Source organism: Streptomyces antimicrobicus, from assembly GCF_020532625.1.
Taxonomy (GTDB): domain Bacteria; phylum Actinomycetota; class Actinomycetes; order Streptomycetales; family Streptomycetaceae; genus Streptomyces; species Streptomyces antimicrobicus.
Window position 1 is genome coordinate 1 of the sequence record NZ_JAJAUY010000090.1, and the last position, 24896, is coordinate 24896.

Consider the following 24896-nt stretch of genomic DNA (forward strand, 5'->3'; position numbering starts at 1 on the left):
GACGACGACGCCCACGGCACGGCGTCGCCGCACGGCGGGGCGCCGGACGACGTCGCCCGGGCCGGGACCGAGGTAGGGCCCGAGGTCGGGACCGAGGCCGTCGGCGGCGACGGCTCCGCGGCGGTCGGGGCGGCCACGGCGGTCGAGGGGGACGAGGGTGCCGCGGCGGCCGCGGCGTACCCGGGCCCCGACGCCGGAGGCCACCACGAGCTGCCGCTCGCCTCCTACGTGCTGCGCGTCAACGGCTCCGACCGCCCCGTCACGGGCGCCTGGATCGGCGAGTCCCTGCTCTACGTGCTGCGCGAGCGCCTCGGCCTCGCCGGGGCCAAGGACGGCTGCTCGCAGGGCGAGTGCGGCGCCTGCGCCGTGCAGGTCGACGGGCGGCTCGTCGCCTCCTGCCTGGTACCGGCGGCCACCGCCGCCGGCAGCGAGGTCCGGACGGTCGAGGGCCTCGCCGCGGACGGCGAGCTGTCCGACGTGCAGCAGGCGCTGTGCCGTTCGGGCGCGGTCCAGTGCGGCTTCTGCATCCCCGGCATGGCCATGACCATCCACGACCTCCTGGAGGGCAACCACGCCCCCAGCGAGCTGGAGACCCGCCAGGCCCTGTGCGGCAACCTCTGCCGCTGCTCCGGCTACCACGGCGTGCTCGACGCGGTCCGCGAGGTCGTCGCCTCCCGCGACGCCGCCGCCCACGCGACGGACGGCCCGGGCGGGGCGGGCGGTCCGGGCGGTCCGGGCGGTCCGGGCGGTCCGGCTGCGACGGACGGGGCGGGCACGACGGACGGGACGGGCACGACGGACGGGACCGGCGGGACCGTCGGGATCACCGGGGCCACCGGGATCGCCGGGATCCCCGGGGCCACCGGGATCACCGGGATCCCCGGGTTCCCCGGGACCGGCGAGGCCCCCGGACCCGACGCCCCGCCCCGCATCCCGCACCAGGCCCCCCCGGGCGAAGGCGGCATCCACCCCGACCACCACCACGGAGGAATGGCGTGAGCGGGAACGACGCCGCCACCGCGACGGCGACCGCCAGGACCCCGGCCCCGGGCGCGGACGGCGGCGCGCCCGGCGAGCAGCCGGCCGCGCCCCGCGGCCTCGGCGTGTCCGTTCCCTCCGCCGACGCCCGCGCCAAGGCCGGTGGCACGTACCCGTACGCCGCCGACCTGTGGGCCGAGGGGCTGCTCTGGGCCGCCGTCCTGCGGTCCCCGCACGCCCACGCCCGCATCCTGTCCGTCGACACCTCCGCCGCCGCCGCGATGCCCGGCGTGCGGGCCGTCGTCACGCACGCCGACGTGCCCGGCGCCGCCACCCACGGCCGCAAGATCGCCGACCGGCCCGTCTTCGCCCACGACGTCGTCCGCCACCACGGCGAGCCCATCGCCGCCGTCGCCGCCGACCACCCCGACACCGCCCGGCTGGCCGCCGCCGCCATCGCCGTCGAGTACGAGCTGCTGGACGCCGTCACCGACCCCGAGCAGTCCTTCGCCGCCCCGCCCCTGCACCCCGACGGCAACCTGATCCGGCACATCCCCCTGCGCTACGGCGACCCGGACGTCACCGGCGACGTCGTCGTGGAGGGCCTGTACCGGATCGGCCGCCAGGACCCGGCCCCCATCGGTGCCGAGGCCGGCCTCGCCGTGCCCCGGCCGGACGGCGGCGTCGAGCTCTACACCGCCTCCACCGACCCGCACACCGACCGCGACCTCGCCGCCGCCTGCTTCGGCCTCGAACCCGAGCGCGTCAAGGTCGTCGTCACCGGGGTGCCCGGCGCCACCGCCGACCGCGAGGACGCCGGCTTCCAGCTCCCGCTCGGCCTGCTCGCCCTGCGCACCGGCTGCCCGGTCAAACTCGCCGCCACCCGCGAGGAGTCCTTCCTCGGCCACTCCCACCGCCACCCCACCCTGCTGCGCTACCGCCACCACGCGGACGCCGAGGGCCGGCTGGTCAAGGTCGAGGCGCAGATCCTGATGGACGCCGGGGCCTACGCGGACTCCTCCGCCGAGTCCCTGGCCGCCGCCGTCGCCTTCGCCTGCGGCCCGTACGTCGTCCCGCACGCCTTCGTCGAGGGCTGGGCGGTGCGCACCAACAACCCGCCCTCCGGGCACGTCCGCGGGGAAGGCGCCCTGCAGGTCTGCGCGGCGTACGAGGGCCAGATGGACAAGCTGGCCGCCGCGCTCGGCCTCGACGGTGCCGAGCTGCGCCTGCGCAACGTCCTGGCCACCGGCGACCTGCTGCCCACCGGCCAGACCGTCACCTGCCCCGCCCCGGTCGCGGAACTCCTGCGCGCGGTGCGCGACTTCGAGCTGCCCCCGCTGCCCAAGGACGCCCCCGAGGAGGAGTGGCTGCTGCCCGGCGGCCTCGACGGCGCGGGCGAGCCGGGCGCGGTGCGGCGCGGCGTCGGCTACGGCGTCGGCATGGTGCACATGCTGGGCGCCGAGGGCACCGACGAGGTCTCCACGGCGACGGTGAAGGTCCACGACGGCGTGGCCACCGTCATCTGCGCGGCCGTCGAGACCGGCCAGGGCTTCGCCACGCTCGCCCGCCAGATCGTCCAGGAGGTCCTGGGCCTGGACGAGGTGACCGTGGCCCCCGTCGACACCGACCAGCCCCCGGCGGGAGCGGCCACGCACGGCCGGCACACCTGGGTCTCGGGCGGGGCCGTCGAACGGGCCGCCAAGATGGTCCGCACCCAGCTCCTGCAGCCGATGGCGCACAAGCTCGGCATGTCGACCGAGCTGCTGCAGATCCAGGACGGCCGGATCACGTCGTACGACGGCGCGTTCTCGACCACGGTCGCCGAGGCGGTGCAGGGCAAGGAGCTGTGGGCCACCGCCCAGTGCCGCCCGCACCCCACCGAACCGCTGGACGCCGACGGCCAGGGCGACGCCTTCGTCGGCCTCGCCTTCTGCGCGATCCGCGCGGTGGTGGACGTGGACATCGAGCTCGGCACCGTACGCGTCGTCGAACTCGCCGTCGCCCAGGACGTCGGCCGCGTCCTCAACCCGGCGCAGCTGCGGGCCCGGATCGAGGCGGGCGTCACGCAGGGCGTCGGCGCGGCCCTGACCGAGAACCTCCGTACGGCGGCCGGTCTGGTCCGCCACCCGGACCTGACCGGCTACGCGCTGCCCACCTCCCTGGACGCGCCGGCCGTCCGGATCGTCAAGCTGGTCGAGGAGCGGGACGTCGTCGCGACGTTCGGCGCCAAGGCGGCCAGTGCCGTGCCCGTGGTGACGGCCCCGGCGGCGGTGGCCTCGGCGGTCCGCGCGGCCACCGGACGACCGGTCAACAAGCTGCCCATCAGGCCTTCGGCGGCGGTGGCGCCGACCAACTCGTGACCGTGTGACCTGCATTGCACGTGCAACCCGAGCTTGGGACTGTCGGTGGCGGTCGCTAGAGTGATCGGTGGGTCCCCGTACGCCTGCGTGCGCACCGATGCGAACGGCAACGAGCGGCAGCGAACGGGGACGGCGGTGGCGGGACCCATCGCGACAACGGGGAGCAGCGGGGAAACGGGGAGGCCACGGTGGCTGTGGATGTCGATCCGAACGTCATTGCAGTGATGCCGGGGATGGGGCCGCTGGCCCCGATCCTGGCGGCGACGAACAAGACCCTGATCGCGAATCAGGCCCCGGCCCTGTTCGTCGAGCACGAGAACATGGTCAAGTACAAGCAGCGCGTGGACGCCCTGCTGGAGCAGCTGAAGGACTCCAAGGCGGACTCGGACCACTTCGCGGACGGCACCGTGTCCCAGGGCGCGTTCGGCAAGGGCTTCGCCGAGGCGGAGGGGCTGTACTCGGCGTACAACAAGGTCCGTTCGGAACTGCAGACCCTCTCGAAGGCACTGGCGGGGCAGATCGAGGCCCTGGGGATCGCGATCATGGCGTCGAAGGTCGGGTACGAGAACATCGACGAGGACGTGAAGGCCCGGATGCGGGCGATCCACGCGGCGGCGCAGCAGGAGTTCGAGAAGCACCAGAAGAACCACCCGAACCAGCACAACCAGCCGAACCACCAGAACCAGCCGAACCAGCCGCAGGGCAACGGCAGCACCGCAGGCGGTGAGATGTAATGGCGACCACGAACTTCGAGGGCCACTCGCACCAGGAACTGCTGGCGATGATCTCCTCGGTGAACGCCGAGACGGTCAAGTCGCGCGGCCAGCTCCTGAAGGACGCCGAGGTCACGATCACCAAGATCGGCAACGACCTCAAGAACCACCGCGTCGAAGGCTGGGAGGGCAAGGCCGCCGAAGCCTTCCAGGAGTGGGTCAACGCCATGGGCAACGCGACCCTCCGCCTCGGCGAGTACAGCAAGACCGGCGGCACCTGGATGCAGAACGCGGCCCAGACCATCATCGAGGTCAAGGCCAACATGCCGAAGTACGACACCTCGGCGGCGGAGAACCTGGAAGCGGCCCAGAAGTACCACAACGACCCGGACTCGGCCCAGATCGGCCGCGAGGCGACCTCGAAGCTGTCGAAGGACCGCCAAGAGGCGATCCAGCAGATGACGAAGCTGGCGCAGTCGTACGAGGCTTCGACGACGCAGATGAACAGGGCGGAGGTGCCGGTGTTTCCGCCGCCGCCGGCGACGTTTGTGCCGGATGCGGGGGTCGGTAGCGACACCGACATTGCACGGCCGGGTGGTGACGGTGGCACCCGATACCGAGATTCCGGCCTCGGAGACGAGCAGGGTGGACGCCAGCGGGACACCGGTGGCGGCGACGACAGGCCCGGTCAGATCCCGGGACGCGAAGCCACTCCGGACAACCGGCCGCCGTCGACGACCGTTCCGCGTCCGGACAAGGACGTGGACCTCGACCTGGACAACGTCGGAACCCTGCCCAAGCCCGAGACGATGCCGGGGCAGCCGAACGTCCTGCCGCCGACGTCCGCCCCTCCGGGCGGCGGCCCTGTGCTTCCTCCTCCGGTGACGCTGCCGCCCACCAGTGGGCCCCGGACGACGCCCGGCCCCCTCGGGCCCACGGGCGGTCGCCAGACCGGTGGGCTGCCCCAGACCTCGGGTCCTGTGGGCAAGACCGGAGGGCTGCCTCAGACCTCGGGTCCCGTGGGGAAGGCCGGAGGTCTGCCGCCGCGCGAGGGCATCAGCGGCGGTCGTCCCGTCCAGACGAGTGGCCGCAGCACCGGTATTCCGCGCAGCACGGTCATCGGCGGGCACGAGAGCGGCCCCATGGGGCGCGGCCTGCCCGGCGGGGGCGGTGGTCTCGGTGGTCCCGGCGGTGGGCAGAACGGCTTCGCCGGCGGACGGCGGCTGGCCAGCGAGCGCGGTGGAATCGTCGGTGGGCGTCCGCCGGGCGCGGGTGGCCGTTCGACCATGGGTGGCCAGGGCTTCACCCAGGGCGGTTCCGGGCTCGTTCGTAACCAGCCCACCGGCGGTGCCGTCGGCCCCACGGGTTCTCGTACGCCGGACAAGAAGCGCTCGGACACCAAGGGGAAGCGCCCCGACTACCTGACCGAGGACGAAGAGACGTGGCAGGGCGACCGTAAGGTTGTTCCGCCCGTGATCGACTGAGCGAACGGATACTGCACGAGATGCGCATGCGAAAAGCGACGTCGGCCCTGGTGGGTCTGCTGCTGGCCGGAGTCGCCGCGACTCCGGCCCACGCGGAGACCATCCGGTCGAAGCAATGGCATCTCGATTCGATGCAGGCCGAGCAGATGTGGAAGGCCAGCAATGGCGCCGGGATCACCGTTGCGGTGATCGACACCGGCGTTGCCGATGTGCCGGAGCTGAAGGGCCAGGTTCTGCCGGGAAAGGACCTGGCCATCGGCTACGAGGGTGATTGGCGCACCGACTACGAGAAGCACGGCACGACCATGGCTGCGATCATTGCCGGCAGTGGCAAGGGACCCGGTGGCGCTGATGGCGCCTACGGGCTCGCGCCCGGCGCCAAGATCCTGCCCGTTCGCGTGTCGCTGGGTGGCCCGCAGCAGCGCCCCAATCAGAGCATGAGCGAGGGAATCCGCTTCGCCGCCGACTCGGATGCGAAGATCCTCAACATCTCGATGGCCTCCGCAGGAACGAGCCCCGAGCTGGACGAGGCGGTGAAGTACGCCCTCAGCAAGGGCAAGCTCGTCTTCGCGGGTGTAGGGAACGACGGTGAGACCAGCAACCAGACGAAGTACCCCGCTGCCACACCTGGCGTGGTCGGCGTAGCCGCGATCGACCGTCAGGCCAACGCCACGAAGGAGTCGCAGCACGGGCCGTGGGTGGACGTGGCGGCACCAGGCGCGGACATCGTCACGGCATGCGGTGGCAAGACGGGTCTGTGCAACAGCCACGGCACCAGCGACGCCACCGCCCTCGCCTCCGCCTCCGCCGCCCTCCTCTGGTCCGCCCACCCCGACTGGACCAACAACCAGGTCCTGCGCGTCCTCCTGAACACGGCCGGCAAGCCCCGCGACGGTGTCGCGCGGAACGACTACATCGGCTACGGCGTCGTCCGGCCTCGGATCGCCCTCACCAACCCGGGCGACCCCGGTTCGGCCACGGAGTGGCCGCTTCCGGACCTCGCCGCCGCGCCCGGTGGCGCCAAGTCCCCTTCCGGCGAAGCCGGAAAGCCCGGCTCGGGCGCCTCCGCCGCGCCCGCCCCGGCCGCCGCGCAGGGGAGCGACGGGCTGCCCTGGACCTGGATCGGACTCGGGCTCGGGGCGTGCGTCCTGATCGGCGGAGCCGTCACGGCGGTTGTCGTACGGCGGCAGAACCGGTAGACACAGGCGCGCCAGGCACAACCGGCAGGACCGGCAGAACCGGAACGGGGAGCAGCAGCGCATGTCCTTCGAAGCTGAGTGGTCGTCCGCGCGCGCCAGCGCCGGCACCAACGTGTCGATGCGGCTGAACCAGGCCGCCCCCGACCCGGGAGGCGGCGGGGGCGGCGCCGGCAAGCCCGACCTGAAGATCGAGGACGACCACATCGGAGCCATCGGCTCCGCCGCGTTCACGCTGCACAACCGGCTCCAGAAGGACGGCGACCACGCCCGCGTGGCCACCTTCGACGCGTCGATCGCCCTCACCAACCACAACTTCACCAGCGGCTCCGCCCTCCTCCAGGTCCACGACCGCTGGAACTCCCAGTTGCACGTCCTCGTCGCCGCCTGCGCCAACATCTCCAACCACTGCGACTACACCGTGGCGCACCACGACCACGAGGAGCGCAAGCTCGTCACCGACATCAACGCCTCCAAGATCAACGAGTACCTCAAGTGAGTGCCGTGCTGACGTTCGAGAACGTGATGAGCGCCCCGCTGGACAAGCTGAACACGGCCGTCCAGGACTGGGGCGCGATGGTGACCAAGCTGGAGGAGCTCGCCGAATCCGCCCGGACCGGGATGAAGGCCCGGGCCGACAAGGCGGACTGGTCGGGCGTCAACGCGGACGTGACCAAGCCGTTCGTGCACAAGACGGCCAAGGAGTTCGACGACGCGGCCAAGGAGGCCAAGGGCGTCCACCAGCTGCTCTCCGACGGGTACACCACGATCAAGGCCGCCAAGGACCGGCTGAAGAAGATCGTGGACGAGGAGGCGCCGAAGGCGGGCTTCCGGGTGGACGCCGCCGGCAAGGTGACGGCCGTACCGCTGGACCCGAAGAGCGAGTACGCCGCCCGGCACGACCCTGACTACCCCGAGTGGAAGCGTAAGCAGGAGGAGGACCGCAAGGCCTGGCAGGCGCAGATCGACCGGCTGGTCGAGGACTGCCAGGACGCCGACGACTCCCTGGCCCGCGCCCTGCGCGCCAACGTCACCGACGACCACGACTTCGGCGGGCCGAAGTACACCAGCCTGGACGCCGAGCAGGCCGACCGGGCCGCCGAGCTGATGAAGAAGCTCACCAAGGACCCGGGCGGGGTGGCCCGCAACCCCGAGGCGCTGCGCGAGCTGGAGGACCTGCTCGACGACAACCGCAACGACCCCGAGTTCTCGACGGACTTCTACCGCAAGCTCGGTCCCGAGGCCACGCTGGAGTCGTACGCGAAGCTGTCCATCGACGCCTCCAGCCTGGGCGAGGCGGGCAAGGACCGGCTCGCCATGGTCGGCAACATCCAGAACGACATGGGCGCGATGCTCGGCCTCGCCACGCAGAAGTCCACGCCGCACCACCTCGACGCGGCCTGGACGACCGAGCTGATGAAGGCCGGCCGCAAGGAGATGCAGGTCACCGGCGACATGACCAGCCGCATCTACGGCTATCAGGCGCTGGGCGCGCTGCTCCACGAGGGGAAGTACGACAAGGAGTTCCTGACCTCGGTCGGCCGGGACATGGTCGCCTTCGACCGGGAGAACCCCAAGCGGTGGGAGCACGGAGCCCCGTACGACCCGAAGGTGGTCCTCAGCCAGGGCGGCGACGGCAGCCGGGGCTTCTACCCCTTGACGGGCCTGATGGAGGCGATGTCGCACAACCCGGAGGCGGCGACGGCGTTCTTCACGGAGCCGGTCCGCGAGGACAGCGACCGCGACGGGATCGTGACGGCGAAGGACAAGGCGGTCGGCGGCCAGCACGGCCAGCCCCGCGGCATGGTCGACTACATGCTGGACAAGGAGTCCTGGACCGACGCCTTCGACCAGACCGGCGACCACCCGTACGGCAAGCCGCTCCCGGCCCAGGAGGCCCTGGGCGCAGCCCTGGAAACGGCGGTCAGCGGCCGAGCGGCAGGCGACGAGAACGCCCCGCCGAAGCCGCACACCCCGGAGATGGCCAAGATCATGGAACGGGTCGTCGAGAAGATCGGCGACGACCCGTCCCTGGTCGCCCAGGCCCCGGACGACGAGGACAAGAAGCCGAGGCTGGGACCGCTGTCGGGGCACTTCGGCAACATGGCGGCCGAGTACATTCCAGACCTTCAAGCTGCGGCCGAGAACGGCGGAAAGCAGATCAAGGTCAGTGGCACCATGGCCAACTTCGGCGAGGCGACCGCAGCACGCTTCCTCGGCGCCGTCGGACAGGACCCCGCGGCCTACGGCGCGATCACCAACGCCAACCAGGCCTTCACGGCGGTTCTGGTGAACGACGTGATGCAGCACCGCGACCAGTACACGCTGCTGGGGGAAGCAGTGGGCAACGCCGTGCAGCCGGGTGGTCAGATCGCCGGCTTCCTGACGGAGGCCCGCGCCCAGGGCATGCACGCCGAGACCGCCCACACGAACGAGGAGTACGTGAAGGGCGTCGAGGACGGCGCCAAGTGGATCAACCGGGGCATCACCGCCGCCGGCGGCAAGTACCTGGAAATGGTGCCCCTGGCCGGCGACATAGTGGAATGGGTCCAGGAAGACGTCACGGAGTACTTCGTCGACGACGCCAAGGAGAAAGGCAAGGAGAAGACGGCCGAGACGGAGAAGGCCGTGGCGGAGATGTACTCGAAGGCAGACAAGAGCACCAGCCACGCGGCCGAAAGCGCCGTGCGCAACTCGGCTGCCGCCTCGGGTCTGTCCGAGGCCGACATCAATACTCTCGCCGGCGTGGCCTCTTCCCAGTCTTCGACTGCGCACTCCGTCGGCCGGGATCTTGTCGCCAGCTCGAAGGGGAAGTCCTGATGGTCGCGGGGCGGCTTGGGAGGAGTCTCATCGGTCTCCTGGCCGCGAGTGCTCTGTTGGCCGGTTGCTCTGACAAGGAGAAGAAGGCCAGTGCGCCCGAGGTGCCCGACCGGCTCTGTTGGGGAGCCTTTGAGGGCAAGGCGGTGGTCCCTCTCCTGGGCAGTGGCAAGAAGGTCTCGGAGGACACCCGGGACACGTTCTCTCTTCCCGCTGACCTCAAGAAGGTCACCTGTCGCGTGGAGCTGGACGGCGCGACGCTGATGACGGCGCAGGCCTGGCGCAAGCCCTTGGGTGCCGATGCGTTTTGGCAGTCGTTCGACCCCTTGCACCCGGCCAAGCTCGACTTCGGACGTAAGGGGCTGGTCTGGGACTACGGTGCGACCCTGCTCCACACCTGCCGGACACCCACGGAGGCCTTCGAGCTGGAGCTGGAGATCAGCCACGTTCCCTCAGAGCTGGACAGCGCGAAGGTGCGAGCCCTGGATACCCAGCTGATGAAGGACTTCCAGGCCTTCACCCGCAAGGCGCTGAACTGCACCGCCTAGGACGGCGCGACAAAGGCTGCCAGGAGTCCTCCTGGCAGCCTTTGTGTTGGGGAGGCCGTGGCGGGAATTGAACCCGCGTGCCTCGCTTTGCAGGCGAGTCCCTAGGCCACTCGGGCACACGGCCGGGCGGCGATCCCGTCCGTCGTGGCGGGGCGGACGGATCGTCGGTGGTGACGACCGTACGGGGGGTTCCGGCGGTGCGGAAGGGGGCTGGGGCGGGTGCAACACGACTGCCATGCCGCGTTCATGTGGCCGGTGCCGGTGCCGCAACCGGAGCCGTCGGGCCTAGGGCTTCGGACCGAGCGGGGATCGGTCCAATAGACAGGGGCGAAAAGCAGACACGGAACTTACTCTGGGGCGATGACTGCCTCCACCGACCCCAGTGTCCCGACCCCCGGCCCAGCCGGCCCAGCCACCCCAGCCGGCGCAACCGCCACACCCGACGCCGCCGACGCCGCCGGTCCGGCGGCCGGCCCCGCGGCCGGGGGGATCTGGGCGGCCGGGCACCGGGCGCTCAGTGTGGGGATGGTCGCCGTCATCTTCGTCATCGCCTTCGAGGCGACCGCCATCGGCACCGCCATGCCGGTGGCCGCCCGTGAGCTCGACGGCATCGGCCTGTACGCCTTCGGGTTCTCCGCCTACTTCACCACCAGCCTCTTCGGCATGGTCCTCGCCGGCCAGTGGTCCGACCGCGACGGGCCGCTGCGGCCGCTCGCCGTCGGGATCGCCGCCTTCGCCACGGGGCTGGTGGTGGCGGGCACTGCCGCCGCGATGTGGGTGTTCGTCGTCGGGCGGGCCGTGCAGGGCTTCGGCGGCGGGCTCGTCATCGTCGCGCTCTACGTGGTCGTCAGCCGGGCCTACGACGAGCGGCTGCGCCCGGCGATCATGGCCGCGTTCGCGGCCGGCTGGGTCGTGCCCTCCATCGTGGGGCCGCTCGCCGCGGGGACCGTGACCGAGACCGTCGGTTGGCGGTGGGTGTTCCTCGGCATCCCGGCCCTCGTGGTGCTGCCGCTCGCCGTCGCGCTGCCGGCCATCCGCCGGACCGCCTCCGGACCCGTCGACCCCACCGCCCCGCGCGCCGCCTTCGACCGGCGCCGGCTCCGCCTCGCGCTCGGCATCTCGCTCGGCGCCGGGCTGCTCCAGTACGCCGCCCAGGACCTGCGGTGGGTCTCCCTCGTGCCCGGCCTCGCCGGGGTCGCGCTGCTGGTGCCCGCCGTGCTCGGGCTGCTGCCGCGCGGCACCTACCTGGCCCGGCGAGGGCTGCCGTCCGTGGTCCTGCTGCGGGGCCTGGCGGCCGGCGCGTTCATCGCGGCCGAGAGCTTCGTCCCGCTGATGCTCGTCACCCAGCGCGGGCTCAGCCCCACCCTGGCCGGGTTCTCGCTGGCGCTCGGCGGTCTGACCTGGGCGCTCGGCTCCTGGGTGCAGTCCCAGGGCCGGACCGAGCCGTACCGGGAGCGGCTCATGGTGATCGGGATGGTGCTGGTGGCCGTGGCCATCGCGGCCGCGCCCACCGTGCTCATCGATGCCGTGCCGGTGTGGACGCCCGCTCTGGCCTGGGGCGTCGGCTGCTTCGGGATGGGTCTGGTGATCGGCTCGACCAGTGTGCTGCTGCTCCAGCTCTCGCCGCCGGAGGAGGCCGGCGCGAACTCCGCCGCGCTGCAGATCTCCGACGCCCTGGCGAACGTGGTCCTGCTGGCGGCCGGCGGGGCGGCCTTCGCCGCGCTCGGCGGCGGGGCGGTCGGCGCGGCGCACGACGCCGCCGCCTCCGCGGGCGGGGCCCCGGTCACCGCCTCGCACCCGGCCGCCTTCGTGGCGGTCTTCCTGCCCATGGCGGTCGTGGCCCTGGTCGGAGCCTGGGTCGCCACCCGCCTGCACGCCCCCGCCCCCCCGGGCGCCGCCCCCCCCCCCCCGGGCGCCGCCCCCCCCACCCCGGACACGGCCCCCACTCCCACCCCCACCGACGCCGCCCGCCCCGCCACCGCCGCCCCCGAGGCGAAAACCCCTTCGGGATGAGCGCTCCGGGCGGCTAGCGTCGCCCCATGACCGAGCAGCTGAGCCTCTCCCTCTCCGCCGCCGAGCGCGCGGAGCTGGCCGACCTCGCCGACGCCACCGGCCGCACCCCGCAGGAGCTCGCCTTGGCCGCCGTACGGCAGCACCTGCGGGCCGAGCGGGCGCGCGTCGGGGCCGAGGCGGAGCGGCTGGCCGGGCGTCACGCGGAGCTGCTGAGGAGGCTCGGCGCATGACCCGCCACCTCACCCTGGCGGAGGTCACCGACCTCGCCCTCCTGGCCTGCCTGGCCCGGGAGCAGTCCGTCGAGGTCCGCACCCCCGGACTGCTGGAGTCCGCCGTGCACCGCCCCCGGGCCAGGATGTTCGGGACCGCCGCGTACGAGGACCTCCACGAGCAGGCCGCCGTGCTGCTGCACGGCATCGCCACCAACCACCCGCTCGTGGACGGCAACAAGCGGACCGCCTGGCTCGCCGCCGCCACCTTCCTCGCGGTCAACGGGGTCGACCTCGCCGGCGCCGACCAGGACGCCGCCTACGACCTGGTCATCCGCGTGGCGTCCGGCGCGCTCGCCGACACCGGCGTGATCGCCGCCCGGCTGCGGGCCCTCGGCGGCGCGGCGCCCGAACCCGTGTGACGCTCGCCGCACCCCCCGAGGTCACGGGCCTGTCCCGCCCGGCGGGGCGGGCCCGCCCCGGTAAGGTGGCCCGGTTGTCCTACGTACGACCGACTGCCGAGTGCTACGACTGCCGAGAGCGACGAACCCGGAGACCGTGACTACTACCGCCTCCCACCACCTCTCACCCGCCTTCCCCGGCCGCGCCCCCTGGGGCACGGCCAGCAAGCTGCGCGCCTGGCAGCAGGGAGCGCTGGACAAGTACGTCCAGACCCAGCCGCGGGACTTCCTCGCGGTCGCGACCCCGGGCGCCGGTAAGACCACGTTCGCGCTGACCCTCGCCTCCTGGCTGCTGCACCACCACGTCGTGCAGCAGGTGACGGTCGTCGCGCCCACCGAGCACCTGAAGAAGCAGTGGGCGGAGGCCGCCGCCCGGATAGGCATCCGGCTCGACCCCGAGTACTCGGCCGGGCCGCTCGGCAAGGAGTACCACGGCGTCGCCGTGACCTACGCCGGTGTCGGCGTCCGCCCGATGCTCCACCGCAACCGCTGCGAACAGCGCAAGACCCTCGTCATCCTCGACGAGATCCACCACGCCGGCGACTCCAAGTCCTGGGGCGAGGCCTGCCTGGAGGCGTTCGAGCCGGCGACCCGGCGCCTGGCCCTGACCGGTACGCCGTTCCGGTCGGACACCAACCCCATCCCGTTCGTGACGTACGAGGAGGGCAACGACGGGATCCGCCGCTCCGCCGCCGACTACACCTACGGCTACGGCAACGCCCTCGCCGACGGCGTCGTGCGCCCCGTCATCTTCCTCTCCTACAGCGGCAACATGCGCTGGCGCACCAAGGCCGGCGACGAGATCGCGGCCCGCCTCGGCGAGCCGATGACCAAGGACGCCATCTCCCAGGCCTGGCGCACCGCGCTCGACCCGCGCGGCGAGTGGATGCCGAACGTCCTGCGCGCCGCCGACCGGCGGCTGACCGAGGTCCGCAAGAGCATCCCGGACGCCGGTGGCCTGGTCATCGCCTCCGACCAGGACTCGGCGCGCGCCTACGCCAAGCTGATCCGGGAGATCACCGGCACCCGGGCGACCCTGGTGCTCTCCGACGACGCCGGGGCCTCGAACCACATCGACACCTTCAGCGGTAACGACGACCGCTGGATGGTGGCGGTCCGGATGGTGTCCGAAGGCGTCGACGTGCCCCGCCTCGCGGTGGGCGTGTACGCGACGACCATCTCCACGCCGCTGTTCTTCGCGCAGGCCGTCGGCCGTTTCGTACGGTCGCGCAGGCGCGGCGAGACGGCCTCGGTGTTCCTTCCGACGATTCCGTACCTGCTCGGTTTCGCCAACGAGATGGAGGTCGAGCGCGACCACGTCCTGGACAAGCCGAAGAAATCGGGCGAGGACGAGGACCCGTACGCCGAGTCCGAGAAGGAGATGGACGAGGCCAACAAGCAGCAGGACGAGGACACCGGCGAGCAGGACATGCTGCCCTTCGAGGCGCTGGAGTCCGACGCCGTCTTCGACCGGGTCATGTACAACGGCGCCGAGTTCGGCATGCAGGCCCACCCGGGCAGCGAGGAGGAGCAGGACTACCTCGGCATCCCGGGCCTGCTGGAGCCCGAGCAGGTGCAGATGCTGCTGCAGAAGCGGCAGGCCCGGCAGATCGCGCACAGCCGCAGGAAGCCGGACGCGGAGGCCGACCTGCTGGAGCTGCCGGCCGAGCGGCGGCCGGTGGTCTCGCACAAGGAGCTGCTGGAGCTGCGCAAGTCGCTCAACACGATGGTCGGCGCGTACGTCCACCAGAGCGGCAAGCCGCACGGGGTGATCCACACCGAGCTGCGCCGGGTGTGCGGCGGCCCGCCGAGCGCGGAGGCCACGGCCGGGCAGCTGCGCGAACGCATCAAGAAGGTCCAGGAGTGGGCCACCCGGATGCGATAGCCGTTCGGACAGACGGTTTTCGGACGAACCGTCGGGCCGGGCCCGGCTGTGCCCCTCAGCTGATCGCACAGCGGCCCGGCGTCCGGAACCGGCCCGGTGGCCGGGAGCGAATGCCCACATAGGGGTGGTTGGCGCCCGGATTCTGGACGAGCCCTTCCGCTGAGCGGACCCGCTCGCTACTGTCCCCGCATCGAACGCCCCGTGGCAGCGCCGCCGCGGGAGCGCAGCCGGTGCCATGGCCTTGTTTACCGGCGGCCTCTCCGTGCGTCGCCGAAAGGGACCGGCCACGCTCCGCCCGTGAGAGTCAGCCGCCGCTCACCACAGAGGGAGAGGCGTCGTGACCGCGGAAACCTCCCAGACTCTCGACCGAGGGCTGAGAGTCCTCAAACTGCTCGCCGACACCGACCACGGGCTGACCGTGACCGAGCTGTCCAACAGACTCGGCGTCAACCGCACCGTCGTCTACCGGCTCCTGGCCACGCTGGAGCAGCACGCCCTCGTACGCCGCGACCTCGGCGGCCGCGCCCGGGTCGGGCTCGGCGTGCTGCGGCTCGGCCGCCAGGTGCATCCGCTCGTCCGGGAAGCGGCGCTGCCGGCGCTGCGCTCGCTGGCGGAGGACATAGGGGCCACCGCCCACCTGACCCTCGTCGACGGCACGGAGGCGCTTGCCGTGGCCGTCGTCGAGCCGACGTGGACGGACTACCACGTCGCCTACCGGGCGGGCTTCCGCCATCCGCTCGACCGTGGTGCCGCGGGCCGAGCCATCCTGGCCGCCAGGCAGGGTGCGCTCACCGAGCCCGGCTACACCCTCACCCACGGCGAGCTCGAAGCCGGAGCCAGCGGGGCGGCCGCGCCGCTGCTCGGCATCACCGGCCTGGAGGGCAGTGTCGGCGTCGTCATGCTCGCCGACGCCGTGCCCGAGCGGGTCGGCCCGCGCGTGGTCGACGCGGCCCGCGAGGTCGCCGACGCCCTGCGCTGACCGGTACTGCGACGCGGCGGCCGCCTGCCCCCACCGGCCGCCGCGCCACCCGGCACCCGCGCCCCCGCCGCCCGGGCGGCTAGATTGGCCGGGTGTTCTCTCGTCTCATGCGCCTCCCGCGCCCCGCCGCCCTCGCGCTCTGCGCCGCTCCGACGGCCGCTCTGCTCGCCGTGGCGGCGTTCGCCCCGCTGCCCTTCGCGATCGCCCAGCCCGGGCCGACCGCCGACGTGCTCGGCGCCAAGGACGGCAGGACCGTCATCAGCATCAGCGGGGCCCCGACCCGGCAGACCAGCGGCCAGCTGCGCATGACGACCATCGTGGCCACCGGCCCCTCCGAGGAGACCAGCCTGGCCGAACTGGCGCGCATGTGGTTCCGCACCGACCGGGCGGTCATGCCCCGCGAGGCCGTCTACCCGTCGGGCGGAACCGACAAGGAGATCGAGCAGCACAACCTGGACGCAATGGCCAAGTCCCAGACGAGCGCGACGGAGGCCGCCCTCGGCTACCTCCACAAGGACGCCAAGGACGTCAAGGTGGAGCTGAACCTCGCCGACGTCGGCGGCCCCAGCGCGGGGCTGATGTTCTCCCTCGGCATCGTCGACAAGCTCGCGGGCGACGGCGCCGGCGGCGACCTCACCGGCGGCCGCACGGTCGCCGGTACGGGCACCATCAGCGCGGACGGCGAGGTCGGCGCGGTCGGCGGGGTGGCCCTGAAGACGCAGGCCGCCCGGCGGGACGGGGCGACGGTGTTCCTCGTACCGAAGGCGGAGTGCTCGGACGCGCGCACCGACCTGCCGGAAGGCCTCCAGCTGGTGCCCGTGACGTCGCTGACGGGGGCCGTCGACGCGCTGCGCTCCCTCAGCCGTGGGGAGCCGGTTCCTTCCTGCTGACCCGCTCCCCGTCCGGCGCGGCCCCGGGGGCGGCCGCCGGGCGCCGGTCCATGCCCCGCCAGGCGGGGAAGACCAGCGGGGACAGCGTGGTCAGCAGGTAGGCGCCACCGAAGAGCAGCAGGGTGGGGGCCGGGCCGAGGCCCTCGATCAGCAGGCCGGCGGCCAGTCCACCCAGCGGCATGGCCAGTTCGCACCCGGCGGTGCTCACCCCGGCGACGCGGCTGCGCAGCTCCTCGGGGATCTGCTCGTGGAACAGCGTGCTCAGGACCGGGTTGAGCATCCCGGCGCCGAGTCCGGCCAGCGTCATCGTCACCGCCAGCGGGAGCGTGGTGCCGGTGCACGCGGCCACCACGTAGCGCGGGGCGCCGCTGCACAGGAACGCCGCCGCGAACACCGCCCGGCGCGGGAAGCGTTCGCCCCAGGCGCCGTAGCAGAGCGCGGCCACCAGGGCGGCCCCGCCGAAGAGGGAGACCAGCAGGCCGACGGCGGCGGCCCCGCCGAGCTCCTCCCGGCCGTGCACGGGCAGCAGCACCGCGCCCCAGCCCTGGTCGAGGCCGTTGGTGAGCATGACCATGCAGGTGATGCCCAGCATCAGCCGGTGGCCCATCAGGAAGCGCCAGCCCTCGGCGAGTTCGGCGCGGTAGCCGGCGAACGAGATCCGGTCGGCGCCGGGTCGGGGCGCGGCGGCGGCCACCCCGCGCACGCCGAAGGCCACGAGGGCGGCGGAGACGGCGTAGGTGACCGCGTCGAGCAGCAGGACGTTCCCGGCGCCGCACACGGCGATCAGCAGTCCGGCCAGGGCCGCGCCGATCATCCGGGCGCCGCGCGAGACGGCGTCGTAGAGGCTCGCCGCCCGGCCGAGTGAGGTGCCGGCGTGCTCGGCGAGGTGCGGCAGCAGGACCGAGCGGGCGGTCATGCCGGGGGTGTGGACCAGGCCGCTGACCGCCATGAGGACGCACAGCATCCAGAACTGCAGCAGCCCGGCCTGGTGCAGCAGCGGGACGGCGCCCACGGCGACGCCGCAGACGGCGTCGGAGAGGACGGAGACCCGGCGGCGCCCGACCCGGTCGATCACCGGCCCGGCGACCAGGGCGGCGACGACGACCGGCAGGGTCGCGCAGAAGGCGACCACGCCGGCCTTGCCGGCGCTGCCCGTGGTCTGGAGCACGAACCACGGGACGCCGATGAGGGTGAGGGAACTGCCGGCGGTGGAGACGGTGTTGGCGGCGAGTACGGCGATCAGCGGGCGGCGGTCGCGGCTCGTGCGCAGCGGTGAGGGGCTCACCGGGCCACCGCGGCGGCCGGGCGGGGCCGGCTCAGGCGGGTGCCGGCCTGGATGAGGGCCTCGCCGAGGCGGATCCGGGCGGCGGTGAGCCGGGGGACCCGCGCGGGGCGGGCCCGGGTGGCGGCGCGGGCCGCGGCCGCCGTGCGGGCGAGGTGCTCGGCGCGGGCCCGGGCGGCGAGTTCGGCGGAACGGGTTGCGTGCGTCTGTGCGTGGAACTCGGCGTTGCTGAAGGCGTGCATGACGGGACTTCCTTCCAGCGGCGAAGACGTGCGGGACGGGAGGGGAGAGGGGAGAGGGCGAGGGGAGAGGGCGACGGGAGGTCGCTCCGGCCGTGGGCAGGCCGGAGTGCCCGGCCGCGGGGCAGGCCGGTGGGACCGGCAGCGGGGCAGGCCGGTGGGACCGGCCGGCCGGGCAGGCGGGCGGCGCGAAGGGCGGGGAAGCGCCGGCGCGTCAGTCGGTCGCGCGGGGGAAGGCGTGCACGTGGAGGCGCACGGCCTCGGTGCCCTCGGCCGGGGGCAGATCGCGGTAGCTGTTGATCAGGTCGTGCATCTTGTGGATGAGTTCGAGGCTCTGCTCGGCGGTCAGACGCAGGGTGAAGTCGCTGATGTCGGAGCCCCGGCGCCAGTCCATCGACCAGGTCTGCGCGCCGCTCAGCCAGTCGGTCAGCTCCTGCGTGTGGATCCTGGCGATCTCGTGCAGCAGCACGTCGGCGGCGCCGCGCACGGCCGGGTCGGGGTCGTGGATCAGGTTCTCGTCGAAGGCGGTGCCGTCGTGCGAGGCCCGCCACCAGCGCTCGCGGCCCTTGCCGTGCCCGGGGGCGTCCTCGACGAAACCGTGGGCGGCGAGCTGGCGCAGGTGGTAGCTGGTCGAGCCGCTCGACTCGCCGAACCGCTCGCCCAGTTGGGAGGCGGTGGCGGGCCCGTCGTGGCGCAGCGCGGCCAGCAGGCGGATGCGCAGCGGGTGGGCGAGGCCGCGCAGGGTGCGCGCGTCGAGCTTGCGGATGTTGAGCTCGTTGTCGGGCATGGCTTCAGCGTAAGGATGCAAAGGGTTCTGTGCAAGGGTTTCTTTGCACAGAACTCTTTGCATGCCCGGTGGGGCGGTGGAGGGGCAGGAGGGAGGGGTCCCGCGAGCAGTGGGGGAGAGAGCGTCAGTCCTGCGCCGCCTGCTCCACCAGCGGGATGATCCGCAGCGGTACCGGGTTCTCCATGACGATCGCCGTCGAGGCGCGGACGATCCCCTCGAAGCCGACCACCCGGTCGATCACCCGCTGCAGATCGGCGTTGGACCGCGCCACCAGCCGGCACAGCATGTCCCCGTGCCCGGTGGTGGTGTGCAGCTCCAGCACCTCCGGTACGCCCGCCAGGTGGGCGCGGACGTCCGCGCCCTGGCCCTGCTTGATCTCCAGCGTGGCGAACGCGGTCACCGGATAGCCCAGCGCGGCCGGGTCCACCTGCGGGCCGAACCCGCGGATGACGCCGTTCGACTGCAGCCGGTCGAGCCGGGCCTGGACCGTGCCGCGCGCGACGCCGAGGCGGCGCGAGGCCTCCAGGACGCCGATCCGGGGCTCGCGGGCGAGGAGGACGATGAGCCTGCCGTCGAGATGGTCGATGCCCATGAGACGCCTTTCGCTGGTCACCATGTACAGATGCTCCAGCAAGCTTGGCGTTGTGCTGGTCACTTTGTATACCGAACGAGGAAACTATTGCGCAGCTTGTGTTTCGGCGGGACTCTGCGCTCATGACTGAGACCCTGCATCACACCCCCGACACCGCGCGTGAGGCCGACCCCTTCCCGGTGAAGGGCATGGACGCGGTCGTGTTCGCCGTCGGCAACGCCAAGCAGGCCGCGCACTACTACTCCACCGCGTTCGGCATGAAGCTCGTCGCCTACAGCGGGCCGGAGACCGGCAGCCGCGAGACCGCCAGCTACGTGCTGACCAACGGCTCCGCGCGCTTCGTCCTGACCTCGGTCATCAAGCCGACGACGGACCACGGCCGGTTCATCGCCGAGCACGTCGCCGAGCACGGTGACGGCGTCATCGACCTGGCCATCGAGGTCCCCGACGCGCGCGCCGCCTACGCCTACGCCGTCGAGCAGGGCGCCCGCGGGCTGGAGGAGCCGTACGAGGTGAAGGACGAGCACGGCACCGTCGTGCTGGCCTCCATCGCCACCTACGGCCAGACCCGCCACACCCTGGTGGACCGCTCCGGCTACACCGGGCCCTACCTGCCCGGCTTCGTCGAGGCCCAGCCGCTGGTGCCGCCGCCGGCCAAGCGCACCTTCCAGGCCATCGACCACTGCGTCGGCAACGTCGAGCTCGGCCGGATGGACGAGTGGGTCGCCTTCTACAACAAGGTCATGGGCTTCACGAACATGAAGGAGTTCGTGGGCGACGACATCGCCACCGAGTACTCGGCGCTGATGTCGAAGGTGGTCGCGGACGGCACCAAGAAGGTGAAGTTCCCGATCAACGAGCCGGCGATCGCGAAGAAGAAGTCGCAGATCGACGAGTACCTGGAGTTCTACAACGGGCCCGGCGTGCAGCACATCGCGCTCGCCACCAACGACATCGTCAACACCGTGCGCACCATGCGCGCGGCCGGTGTGCAGTTCCTCAGCGTCCCGGACACGTACTACGACACCCTGGGCGAGTGGGTCGGCGACACCCGCGTGCCGATCGACGAGCTGCGCGAGCTGAAGATCCTCGCCGACCGCGACGAGGACGGCTACCTGCTCCAGATCTTCACCAAGCCGGTCCAGGACCGTCCGACCGTCTTCTTCGAGATCATCGAGCGCCACGGTTCGATGGGCTTCGGCAAGGGCAACTTCAAGGCCCTCTTCGAGGCGATCGAGCGCGAGCAGGAGAAGCGCGGCAACCTCTGACGGGACCCGGGGCCGGCCTCGTACCGGCCCCGGCCCGCCCGCGGCCGCGCGGTCCGGCGGTCAGCGGCCCTTCTCGGACGGCTTCGGCTTCGGCTTGGTGATGTACGCGCTCATGTCCGGGGCCACCCAGCGCCCCTTCGGGCGGACGTTCTCCGGGCCGCCCGACGGCGGCTGACCCACCGCCGCCAGGGCCTCCCTCGCCTGCGGGGCCCGCAGCGGCGAGAAGTGCGGGTTGGTCCGCAGCGCGTCCTGGAGGTGGCGGCGGGCAGCCGCCGCGTCGCCCGCGCCGCGCTCGATCTCGGCCCGGTGGTAGAAGAACTCCGCGCTGCGCAGCCCCGGCTCGGCCGCCTTCTTCGCGTACTCCAGCGCCGCCTCGTCGTCGCCCGCCCGGTGCAGCGCCCACGCCAGCGCGTCCGCCACCGGCATGCTCCTGCTGCGCTCCCAGGTCGCCGACAGCCGCCGGACCGCCTCCGCCGGATCGCCGTGGTCCGCCTCGTACAGGCCGAGGACCACCGTCTCGTCCACGCCGTTCGCCGCCTCCTTCGCGGCCAGCCGCACCACCTGCGCGTACGGCTCCTGCGCCTCCTCCCGGCGGCCCAGCGACTCCAGCAGCTCACCGAGCTCCAGGGCCAGCGCCGGGGACGGCACCCGGCCCAGCGCCATCCGGTAGTCCCGCACGGCCTCCCCGTGCCGGCCCAGCGCGGCCAGCGCCCGGGCCCGGCCGGCCAGCGCCGCGCCGAGCGCCGGATCCGTGCGCAGCGCGCCCTCGTGCAGCCGCAGGGCCTCCGCCGGCTCGCCGCGCTCCCACGCCAGTTCGCCCATCCGGTGCATCGCGAAGGCCTTCTCCGTCGGTGACGTGGCCGCGGCCGCCGCGCTGTCCAGCGAGGCCACCGCGTCCTCGCGCCAGCCGCGGTCCCGGTACACCTGCGCGGCCTTGAGGTAGCCGGCGGCCAGGCCCGGCCGCAGCTCCAGCAGCTGCTCCATCACCGTGACGGCGGCCTTGTAGTCACCGAGCCCGGAGTACGCGTCCACCAGCACCGGGTACGCCGTCCACTGCTTGGCCGACTGCGCCCGGACCAGCTCGCCCCACTTCTTCCCGGTCCCGTAGTCCCGGCGGGCGTTGGCCAAGGCTCCCATGCCGGTCATCGCGGCGAGGTTGCCCTTCTCCGCGGGCCGCAGCTTCAGGGACCGCTTCAGGGCCTGCTCCGCCCTCGGGTACCAGCCGGGGTCGGCGGTGCGCCGCGCCTGCTCCAGGTAGGCCGAACCGAGCACCGCCCACGACTCCTCGTCGTCGGCGTGCTCCTTCAGCCATTTCTCCCGGTCGATGATCAGCGCGGTCAGGTCCACGGCCGCCGCCGGGGCGCCCAGCCCCATCGCGGCGGCGGCCCGCTGCCCGGGCGCGGGCGGGCGGGCGTCGTCGATCTCCCGGGCGGGCCGGATCAGCAGGGCGGCCGCGATCAGTACGACCGCGATCGCGGCGGCGACCAGTGTCTTGCGGCCGGTGAAGGTCACGGGCGCCGGCGGCCGGGATTCCTCGTCCATGAAGTCCACCAGCTCACTGTGCGTCAATATGAAGAGCGCGCGGCGGTGTCCGAAGAGGGGCACGGCCGGGTTCACACCGATGGCCCCCGCTGCCACGCTGACCCCATGGACGCCAAGAACGCCGAGGACGCCAAGAACGCCGAGGCCGGCAGGAACGCCGTGGACGCCAAGAACGCCGTGGCCGGCAAGGACGCCGAGGACGAGCTCCGCCACCGGCTCCTGGCGGGCCTGCCCGCCGAGGCCGTGCTCACCGACCCCGAGGTGACCGCCTCCTACGCCACCGACATGGCGAGCTTCTGCCCGGCCGGCACCCCCGCCGCCGTGGTCCTGCCCCGCACGGCCGAACAGGTCCAGCACGTCCTGCGGACCGCGACCGCGCTGCGCGTGCCGGTGGTCCCGCAGGGCGCCCGTACCGGCCTGTCCGGCGGCGCCAACGCCACCGACGGCGCGATCGTGCTGTCCCTGCTGAAGATGGACCGCATCCTGGAGATCGACCCCGTCGACCGGATCGCCGTCGTCGAACCGGGTGTCGTCAACGCCGTCCTGTCCCGCGCGGTCGCCGAGCAGGGCCTGTACTACCCGCCCGACCCCTCCAGCTGGGAGCAGTGCACCATCGGCGGCAACATCGGCACCGCCTCCGGCGGGCTGTGCTGCGTCAAGTACGGGGTCACCGCCGAGTACGTGCTCGGGCTCGACGTCGTCCTCGCCGACGGACGGCTCCTGCGCACCGGCCGCCGTACCGCCAAGGGCGTCGCCGGCTACGACCTCACCCGGCTGTTCGTCGGCTCCGAGGGCAGCCTCGGCGTCGTCGTCCAAGCGGTGCTCGCGCTGCGTCCGGCCCCGCCCCGGCAACTGGCCCTCGCCGCCGAGTTCCCCTCCGCGGCCGCGGCCTGCGCCGCCGTCTGCGCCGTCATGGCGGCGGGACACACCCCCTCGCTGCTGGAACTGATGGACCGCACCACCGTCCGCGCGGTGAACCGGCTCGGGAGGATGGGCCTGCCCGAGAGCACCGAGGCGCTGCTGCTGGCCGCCTTCGACACCCCGCAGGCCGAGGCCGACCTCGCCGCCGTCGGCGCGCTGTGCGCGGCGGCCGGAGCCACCGCCGTGGTGCCCGCCGAGGACGAGGCCGAGTCGGAACTCCTGCTCCAGGCCCGCCGGATGTCGCTGACCGCCCTGGAGGCGCTGCGCCCGGCCACGATGATCGACGACGTGTGCGTGCCGCGCTCGCGGCTCGCCGAGATGCTCGACGGCACGGCGGCCGTCGCCGCCCGGCACCGTCTGACCATCGGGGTCTGCGCCCACGCCGGCGACGGCAACACCCACCCGGTGGTCTGCTTCGACCCGGCCGACGCCGACGAGACCGCCCGCGCCCGGGCCTCGTTCGACGAGATCATGGCCCTGGGGCTGGAGCTGGGCGGCACCATCACCGGGGAGCACGGGGTGGGGGTGCTGAAGAAGGACTGGCTCGCCCGCGAACTCGGCCCGGTCGGGCTGGAGATGCACCGGGCGGTCAAGCAGGCCTTCGACCCGCTGGGCCTGCTCAACCCGGGCAAGCTCTTCTGACCCCGCGCCGGGCCGCCGACGGCCCGGCCGTCGGGCGCGGGCCGGCTCACGCCTCGCCGTCCCCGGACTCGTCCGAGGGCCACGGATCGCGCAGCCACAGCTCGTCGGCCGGGGTCGGGGCCAGCAGCTCGGCCAGGGCCGCGTCCAGGCCCAGGCGGTCGGCCTCGGTGCCCGGCGGCACCAGGCGCAAGGTCCGCTCCAGCCAGGCCGACACGACGGCGGACGGGGCCTCCAGGAGGGCGTCGCCGTCGGGGGAGCTGAGCGCCATGCACAGCACGGACGTGCCGTCGACCTTGGTGGGCCAGACCCGTACGTCGCCGTGCCCGCAGGGCCGGAACACCCCCTCGACCAGCAGCTCACGGGCGAAGGTCCAGTTCACCGGGGTGTGCGAACCGGTGTGGAAGGTGATGTGGACGGCGTACGGGTCGTCCGCCCGGTACGCGAGGCGGGCGGGGACGGCGATGCTGCGCTCGGGGGACAGGACCAGCTTGAGTTCCAGCTCGCGCTCGACGGCGGGGGAGGGGTGCATGCGTGCCTCGCTTCGGTTCGCGTCGCGGGACCGGCTCTCGGCCCCGCACCCGTGAAGAGCGGCGGGCCGCCCCGCTATGACGCGACTTCGCGCGACATCGCGAAACCTGGCCGAAATCAGTGGGGTAGGCCGGAAATCGCTGTCGGGCTCACGTTCCCCCGAAGGCTTGCATTCTCCCGTTACCGGACCTGCCGCAGGGGGGTTCTTGGTTATGGTCCTCCCTTGCACAAGCCTCAAGCCACGATCGGAGTTGGGGACATTGACGGCCTCCCCTGGTGACGGCGAGCACGCCCGCGAGGGCTACTACCCCGACCCGTCCATCCCCGGGTACATCCGGTACTGGAACGGCTCGTCGTGGGTCCCCGGCACGAGCCGTCCCGCGCCCCCGGCCGACGAGACGGGCCCGGTGTTCCTCGACGACACCGGCCTGACCCAGCGCCCCACCCCCTCCCCGTGGCAGGCCGACCCCCTGCACCAGTCCGGCTTCGGCGGCTCCCACGACCGCAAGGTCTCCTGGGGCTCCGCCGCCCCGGTGCCCGGCTCCGGCGCGGCCCCGGTGGC

The 24896-nt window shown here is 72.9% G+C and carries 23 protein-coding genes and 1 tRNA gene; 17 read left to right on the forward strand and 7 right to left on the reverse strand.

From position 1 onward, the window contains the following. The 8 genes from LG632_RS20650 to LG632_RS20685 all read left to right on the forward strand — a co-directional run. Positions 1-999: (2Fe-2S)-binding protein (locus LG632_RS20650; RefSeq protein WP_226728865.1), on the forward strand; the 999-nt coding region annotated here is incomplete at its 5' end. Next, the gene (locus tag LG632_RS20655; protein WP_226728866.1) at positions 996-3338 is read left to right on the forward strand and encodes a xanthine dehydrogenase family protein molybdopterin-binding subunit; all 2343 of its coding nucleotides are present in this window, start codon (positions 996-998) and stop codon (positions 3336-3338) included. The genes LG632_RS20650 and LG632_RS20655, both read left to right, overlap by 4 nt. A gap of 188 nt (positions 3339-3526) precedes the next feature. Next, on the forward strand, positions 3527-4072 hold the full coding sequence (locus tag LG632_RS20660; RefSeq protein ID WP_226728867.1) for a DUF2563 family protein: 546 nt from the start codon (positions 3527-3529) through the stop codon (positions 4070-4072). After that, a complete protein-coding gene (locus LG632_RS20665) occupies positions 4072-5535 on the forward strand; it encodes a hypothetical protein (protein WP_226728868.1) in 1464 nt (487 codons plus the stop codon). The genes LG632_RS20660 and LG632_RS20665 overlap by 1 nt, the downstream gene beginning before the upstream one ends. A gap of 20 nt (positions 5536-5555) precedes the next feature. After that, a complete protein-coding gene (gene mycP, locus LG632_RS20670; RefSeq protein WP_226728869.1) occupies positions 5556-6734 on the forward strand; it encodes a type VII secretion-associated serine protease mycosin in 1179 nt (392 codons plus the stop codon). Positions 6735-6795: 61 nt separating this feature from the next. Further along, positions 6796-7230, forward strand: a complete 435-nt coding sequence (locus tag LG632_RS20675) for a hypothetical protein (protein WP_226728870.1) — start codon at positions 6796-6798, stop codon at positions 7228-7230. After that, positions 7227-9551 (forward strand): hypothetical protein, encoded by a 2325-nt coding sequence (locus tag LG632_RS20680; protein ID WP_226728871.1) that lies wholly within the window; start codon positions 7227-7229, stop codon positions 9549-9551. Before LG632_RS20675 ends, LG632_RS20680 begins: the two co-directional genes overlap by 4 nt. 143 nt (positions 9552-9694) lie before the next feature. Then, on the forward strand, positions 9695-10096 hold the full coding sequence (locus LG632_RS20685) for a hypothetical protein (RefSeq protein ID WP_226728872.1): 402 nt from the start codon (positions 9695-9697) through the stop codon (positions 10094-10096). Between the two features lie 52 nt (positions 10097-10148). Here LG632_RS20685 and LG632_RS20690 read toward each other — a convergent pair. Next, positions 10149-10220 (reverse strand) — tRNA-Cys (locus LG632_RS20690). 236 nt (positions 10221-10456) lie between these two features. Between LG632_RS20690 and LG632_RS20695 the strand changes: the two genes are divergently transcribed. The 6 genes from LG632_RS20695 (at position 10457) to LG632_RS20720 (ending at position 16533) form a co-directional block, all read left to right on the forward strand. Further along, entirely contained in the window at positions 10457-12109 is a 1653-nt protein-coding gene (locus tag LG632_RS20695) for an MFS transporter (protein ID WP_226728873.1), read from the forward strand. A 26-nt stretch (positions 12110-12135) separates the two neighbouring features. Continuing rightward, the gene (locus tag LG632_RS20700; protein WP_226728874.1) at positions 12136-12339 is read left to right on the forward strand and encodes a hypothetical protein; all 204 of its coding nucleotides are present in this window, start codon (positions 12136-12138) and stop codon (positions 12337-12339) included. Beyond that, positions 12336-12740, forward strand: coding sequence for a type II toxin-antitoxin system death-on-curing family toxin (locus LG632_RS20705; RefSeq protein WP_226728875.1), 405 nt, complete (start codon positions 12336-12338; stop codon positions 12738-12740). Before LG632_RS20700 ends, LG632_RS20705 begins: the two co-directional genes overlap by 4 nt. 136 nt (positions 12741-12876) lie before the next feature. Continuing rightward, positions 12877-14664: a DEAD/DEAH box helicase gene (locus LG632_RS20710; protein ID WP_226728876.1), complete on the forward strand. Its 1788-nt coding sequence runs from the start codon at positions 12877-12879 to the stop codon at positions 14662-14664. 337 nt (positions 14665-15001) lie between these two features. Next, complete coding sequence (locus LG632_RS20715; protein WP_226728877.1) at positions 15002-15643, forward strand: IclR family transcriptional regulator; 642 nt, start codon at positions 15002-15004, stop codon at positions 15641-15643. Positions 15644-15750: 107 nt separating this feature from the next. Further along, the gene (locus LG632_RS20720) at positions 15751-16533 is read left to right on the forward strand and encodes a S16 family serine protease (protein WP_226728886.1); all 783 of its coding nucleotides are present in this window, start codon (positions 15751-15753) and stop codon (positions 16531-16533) included. On the opposite strand, the gene LG632_RS20725 is transcribed toward LG632_RS20720, so the two are convergent. The 4 genes from LG632_RS20725 to LG632_RS20740 all read right to left on the reverse strand — a co-directional run bounded on the left by LG632_RS20725 (position 16502) and on the right by LG632_RS20740 (position 19433). Then, positions 16502-17818 (reverse strand): MFS transporter, encoded by a 1317-nt coding sequence (locus tag LG632_RS20725; RefSeq protein WP_226728878.1) that lies wholly within the window; start codon positions 17816-17818, stop codon positions 16502-16504. The genes LG632_RS20720 and LG632_RS20725 overlap by 32 nt on opposite strands. After that, complete coding sequence (locus LG632_RS20730; RefSeq protein ID WP_226728879.1) at positions 17815-18057, reverse strand: hypothetical protein; 243 nt, start codon at positions 18055-18057, stop codon at positions 17815-17817. The genes LG632_RS20725 and LG632_RS20730 overlap by 4 nt, the downstream gene beginning before the upstream one ends. A gap of 211 nt (positions 18058-18268) precedes the next feature. Beyond that, positions 18269-18841 carry an ArsR/SmtB family transcription factor gene (locus tag LG632_RS20735; RefSeq protein ID WP_226728880.1) on the reverse strand — a complete coding sequence of 191 codons (573 nt, stop codon included), beginning with the start codon at positions 18839-18841 and terminating at the stop codon, positions 18269-18271. Positions 18842-18965: 124 nt separating this feature from the next. Beyond that, complete coding sequence (locus tag LG632_RS20740; protein WP_226728887.1) at positions 18966-19433, reverse strand: Lrp/AsnC family transcriptional regulator; 468 nt, start codon at positions 19431-19433, stop codon at positions 18966-18968. Between the two features lie 122 nt (positions 19434-19555). Between LG632_RS20740 and hppD the strand changes: the two genes are divergently transcribed. Then, positions 19556-20701: a 4-hydroxyphenylpyruvate dioxygenase gene (gene hppD, locus LG632_RS20745; protein ID WP_226728881.1), complete on the forward strand. Its 1146-nt coding sequence runs from the start codon at positions 19556-19558 to the stop codon at positions 20699-20701. Positions 20702-20761: 60 nt separating this feature from the next. On the opposite strand, the gene LG632_RS20750 is transcribed toward hppD, so the two are convergent. Beyond that, a complete protein-coding gene (locus tag LG632_RS20750) occupies positions 20762-22339 on the reverse strand; it encodes a tetratricopeptide repeat protein (protein WP_226728882.1) in 1578 nt (525 codons plus the stop codon). Between the two features lie 9 nt (positions 22340-22348). On the opposite strand from LG632_RS20750, the gene LG632_RS20755 reads away from it, so the two are divergent. After that, positions 22349-23806, forward strand: coding sequence for an FAD-binding oxidoreductase (locus LG632_RS20755; protein WP_226728883.1), 1458 nt, complete (start codon positions 22349-22351; stop codon positions 23804-23806). A gap of 46 nt (positions 23807-23852) precedes the next feature. On the opposite strand, the gene LG632_RS20760 is transcribed toward LG632_RS20755, so the two are convergent. After that, a complete protein-coding gene (locus LG632_RS20760) occupies positions 23853-24335 on the reverse strand; it encodes an SsgA family sporulation/cell division regulator (RefSeq protein WP_226728884.1) in 483 nt (160 codons plus the stop codon). A 250-nt stretch (positions 24336-24585) separates the two neighbouring features. On the opposite strand from LG632_RS20760, the gene LG632_RS20765 reads away from it, so the two are divergent. Beyond that, on the forward strand, positions 24586-24896 hold a 311-nt coding region (locus tag LG632_RS20765), incomplete at its 3' end, for a DUF2510 domain-containing protein (protein ID WP_226728885.1).

Bases quoted from the DNA above. Each gene is read 5' to 3' on its own strand.
- LG632_RS20665 (WP_226728868.1), top strand. From the start codon at position 4,072: ATGGCGACCACGAACTTCGAGGGCCACTCGCACCAGGAACTGCTGGCG.
- mycP (WP_226728869.1), top strand. From the start codon at position 5,556: ATGCGCATGCGAAAAGCGACGTCGGCCCTGGTGGGTCTGCTGCTGGCC.
- LG632_RS20675 (WP_226728870.1), top strand. From the start codon at position 6,796: ATGTCCTTCGAAGCTGAGTGGTCGTCCGCGCGCGCCAGCGCCGGCACC.
- LG632_RS20695 (WP_226728873.1), top strand. From the start codon at position 10,457: ATGACTGCCTCCACCGACCCCAGTGTCCCGACCCCCGGCCCAGCCGGC.
- LG632_RS20700 (WP_226728874.1), top strand. From the start codon at position 12,136: ATGACCGAGCAGCTGAGCCTCTCCCTCTCCGCCGCCGAGCGCGCGGAG.
- LG632_RS20705 (WP_226728875.1), top strand. From the start codon at position 12,336: ATGACCCGCCACCTCACCCTGGCGGAGGTCACCGACCTCGCCCTCCTG.
- LG632_RS20720 (WP_226728886.1), top strand. From the start codon at position 15,751: ATGCGCCTCCCGCGCCCCGCCGCCCTCGCGCTCTGCGCCGCTCCGACG.
- LG632_RS20730 (WP_226728879.1), bottom strand. From the start codon at position 18,057: ATGCACGCCTTCAGCAACGCCGAGTTCCACGCACAGACGCACGCAACC.
- LG632_RS20735 (WP_226728880.1), bottom strand. From the start codon at position 18,841: ATGCCCGACAACGAGCTCAACATCCGCAAGCTCGACGCGCGCACCCTG.
- LG632_RS20740 (WP_226728887.1), bottom strand. From the start codon at position 19,433: ATGGGCATCGACCATCTCGACGGCAGGCTCATCGTCCTCCTCGCCCGC.
- hppD (WP_226728881.1), top strand. From the start codon at position 19,556: ATGACTGAGACCCTGCATCACACCCCCGACACCGCGCGTGAGGCCGAC.
- LG632_RS20755 (WP_226728883.1), top strand. From the start codon at position 22,349: ATGGACGCCAAGAACGCCGAGGACGCCAAGAACGCCGAGGCCGGCAGG.
- LG632_RS20760 (WP_226728884.1), bottom strand. From the start codon at position 24,335: ATGCACCCCTCCCCCGCCGTCGAGCGCGAGCTGGAACTCAAGCTGGTC.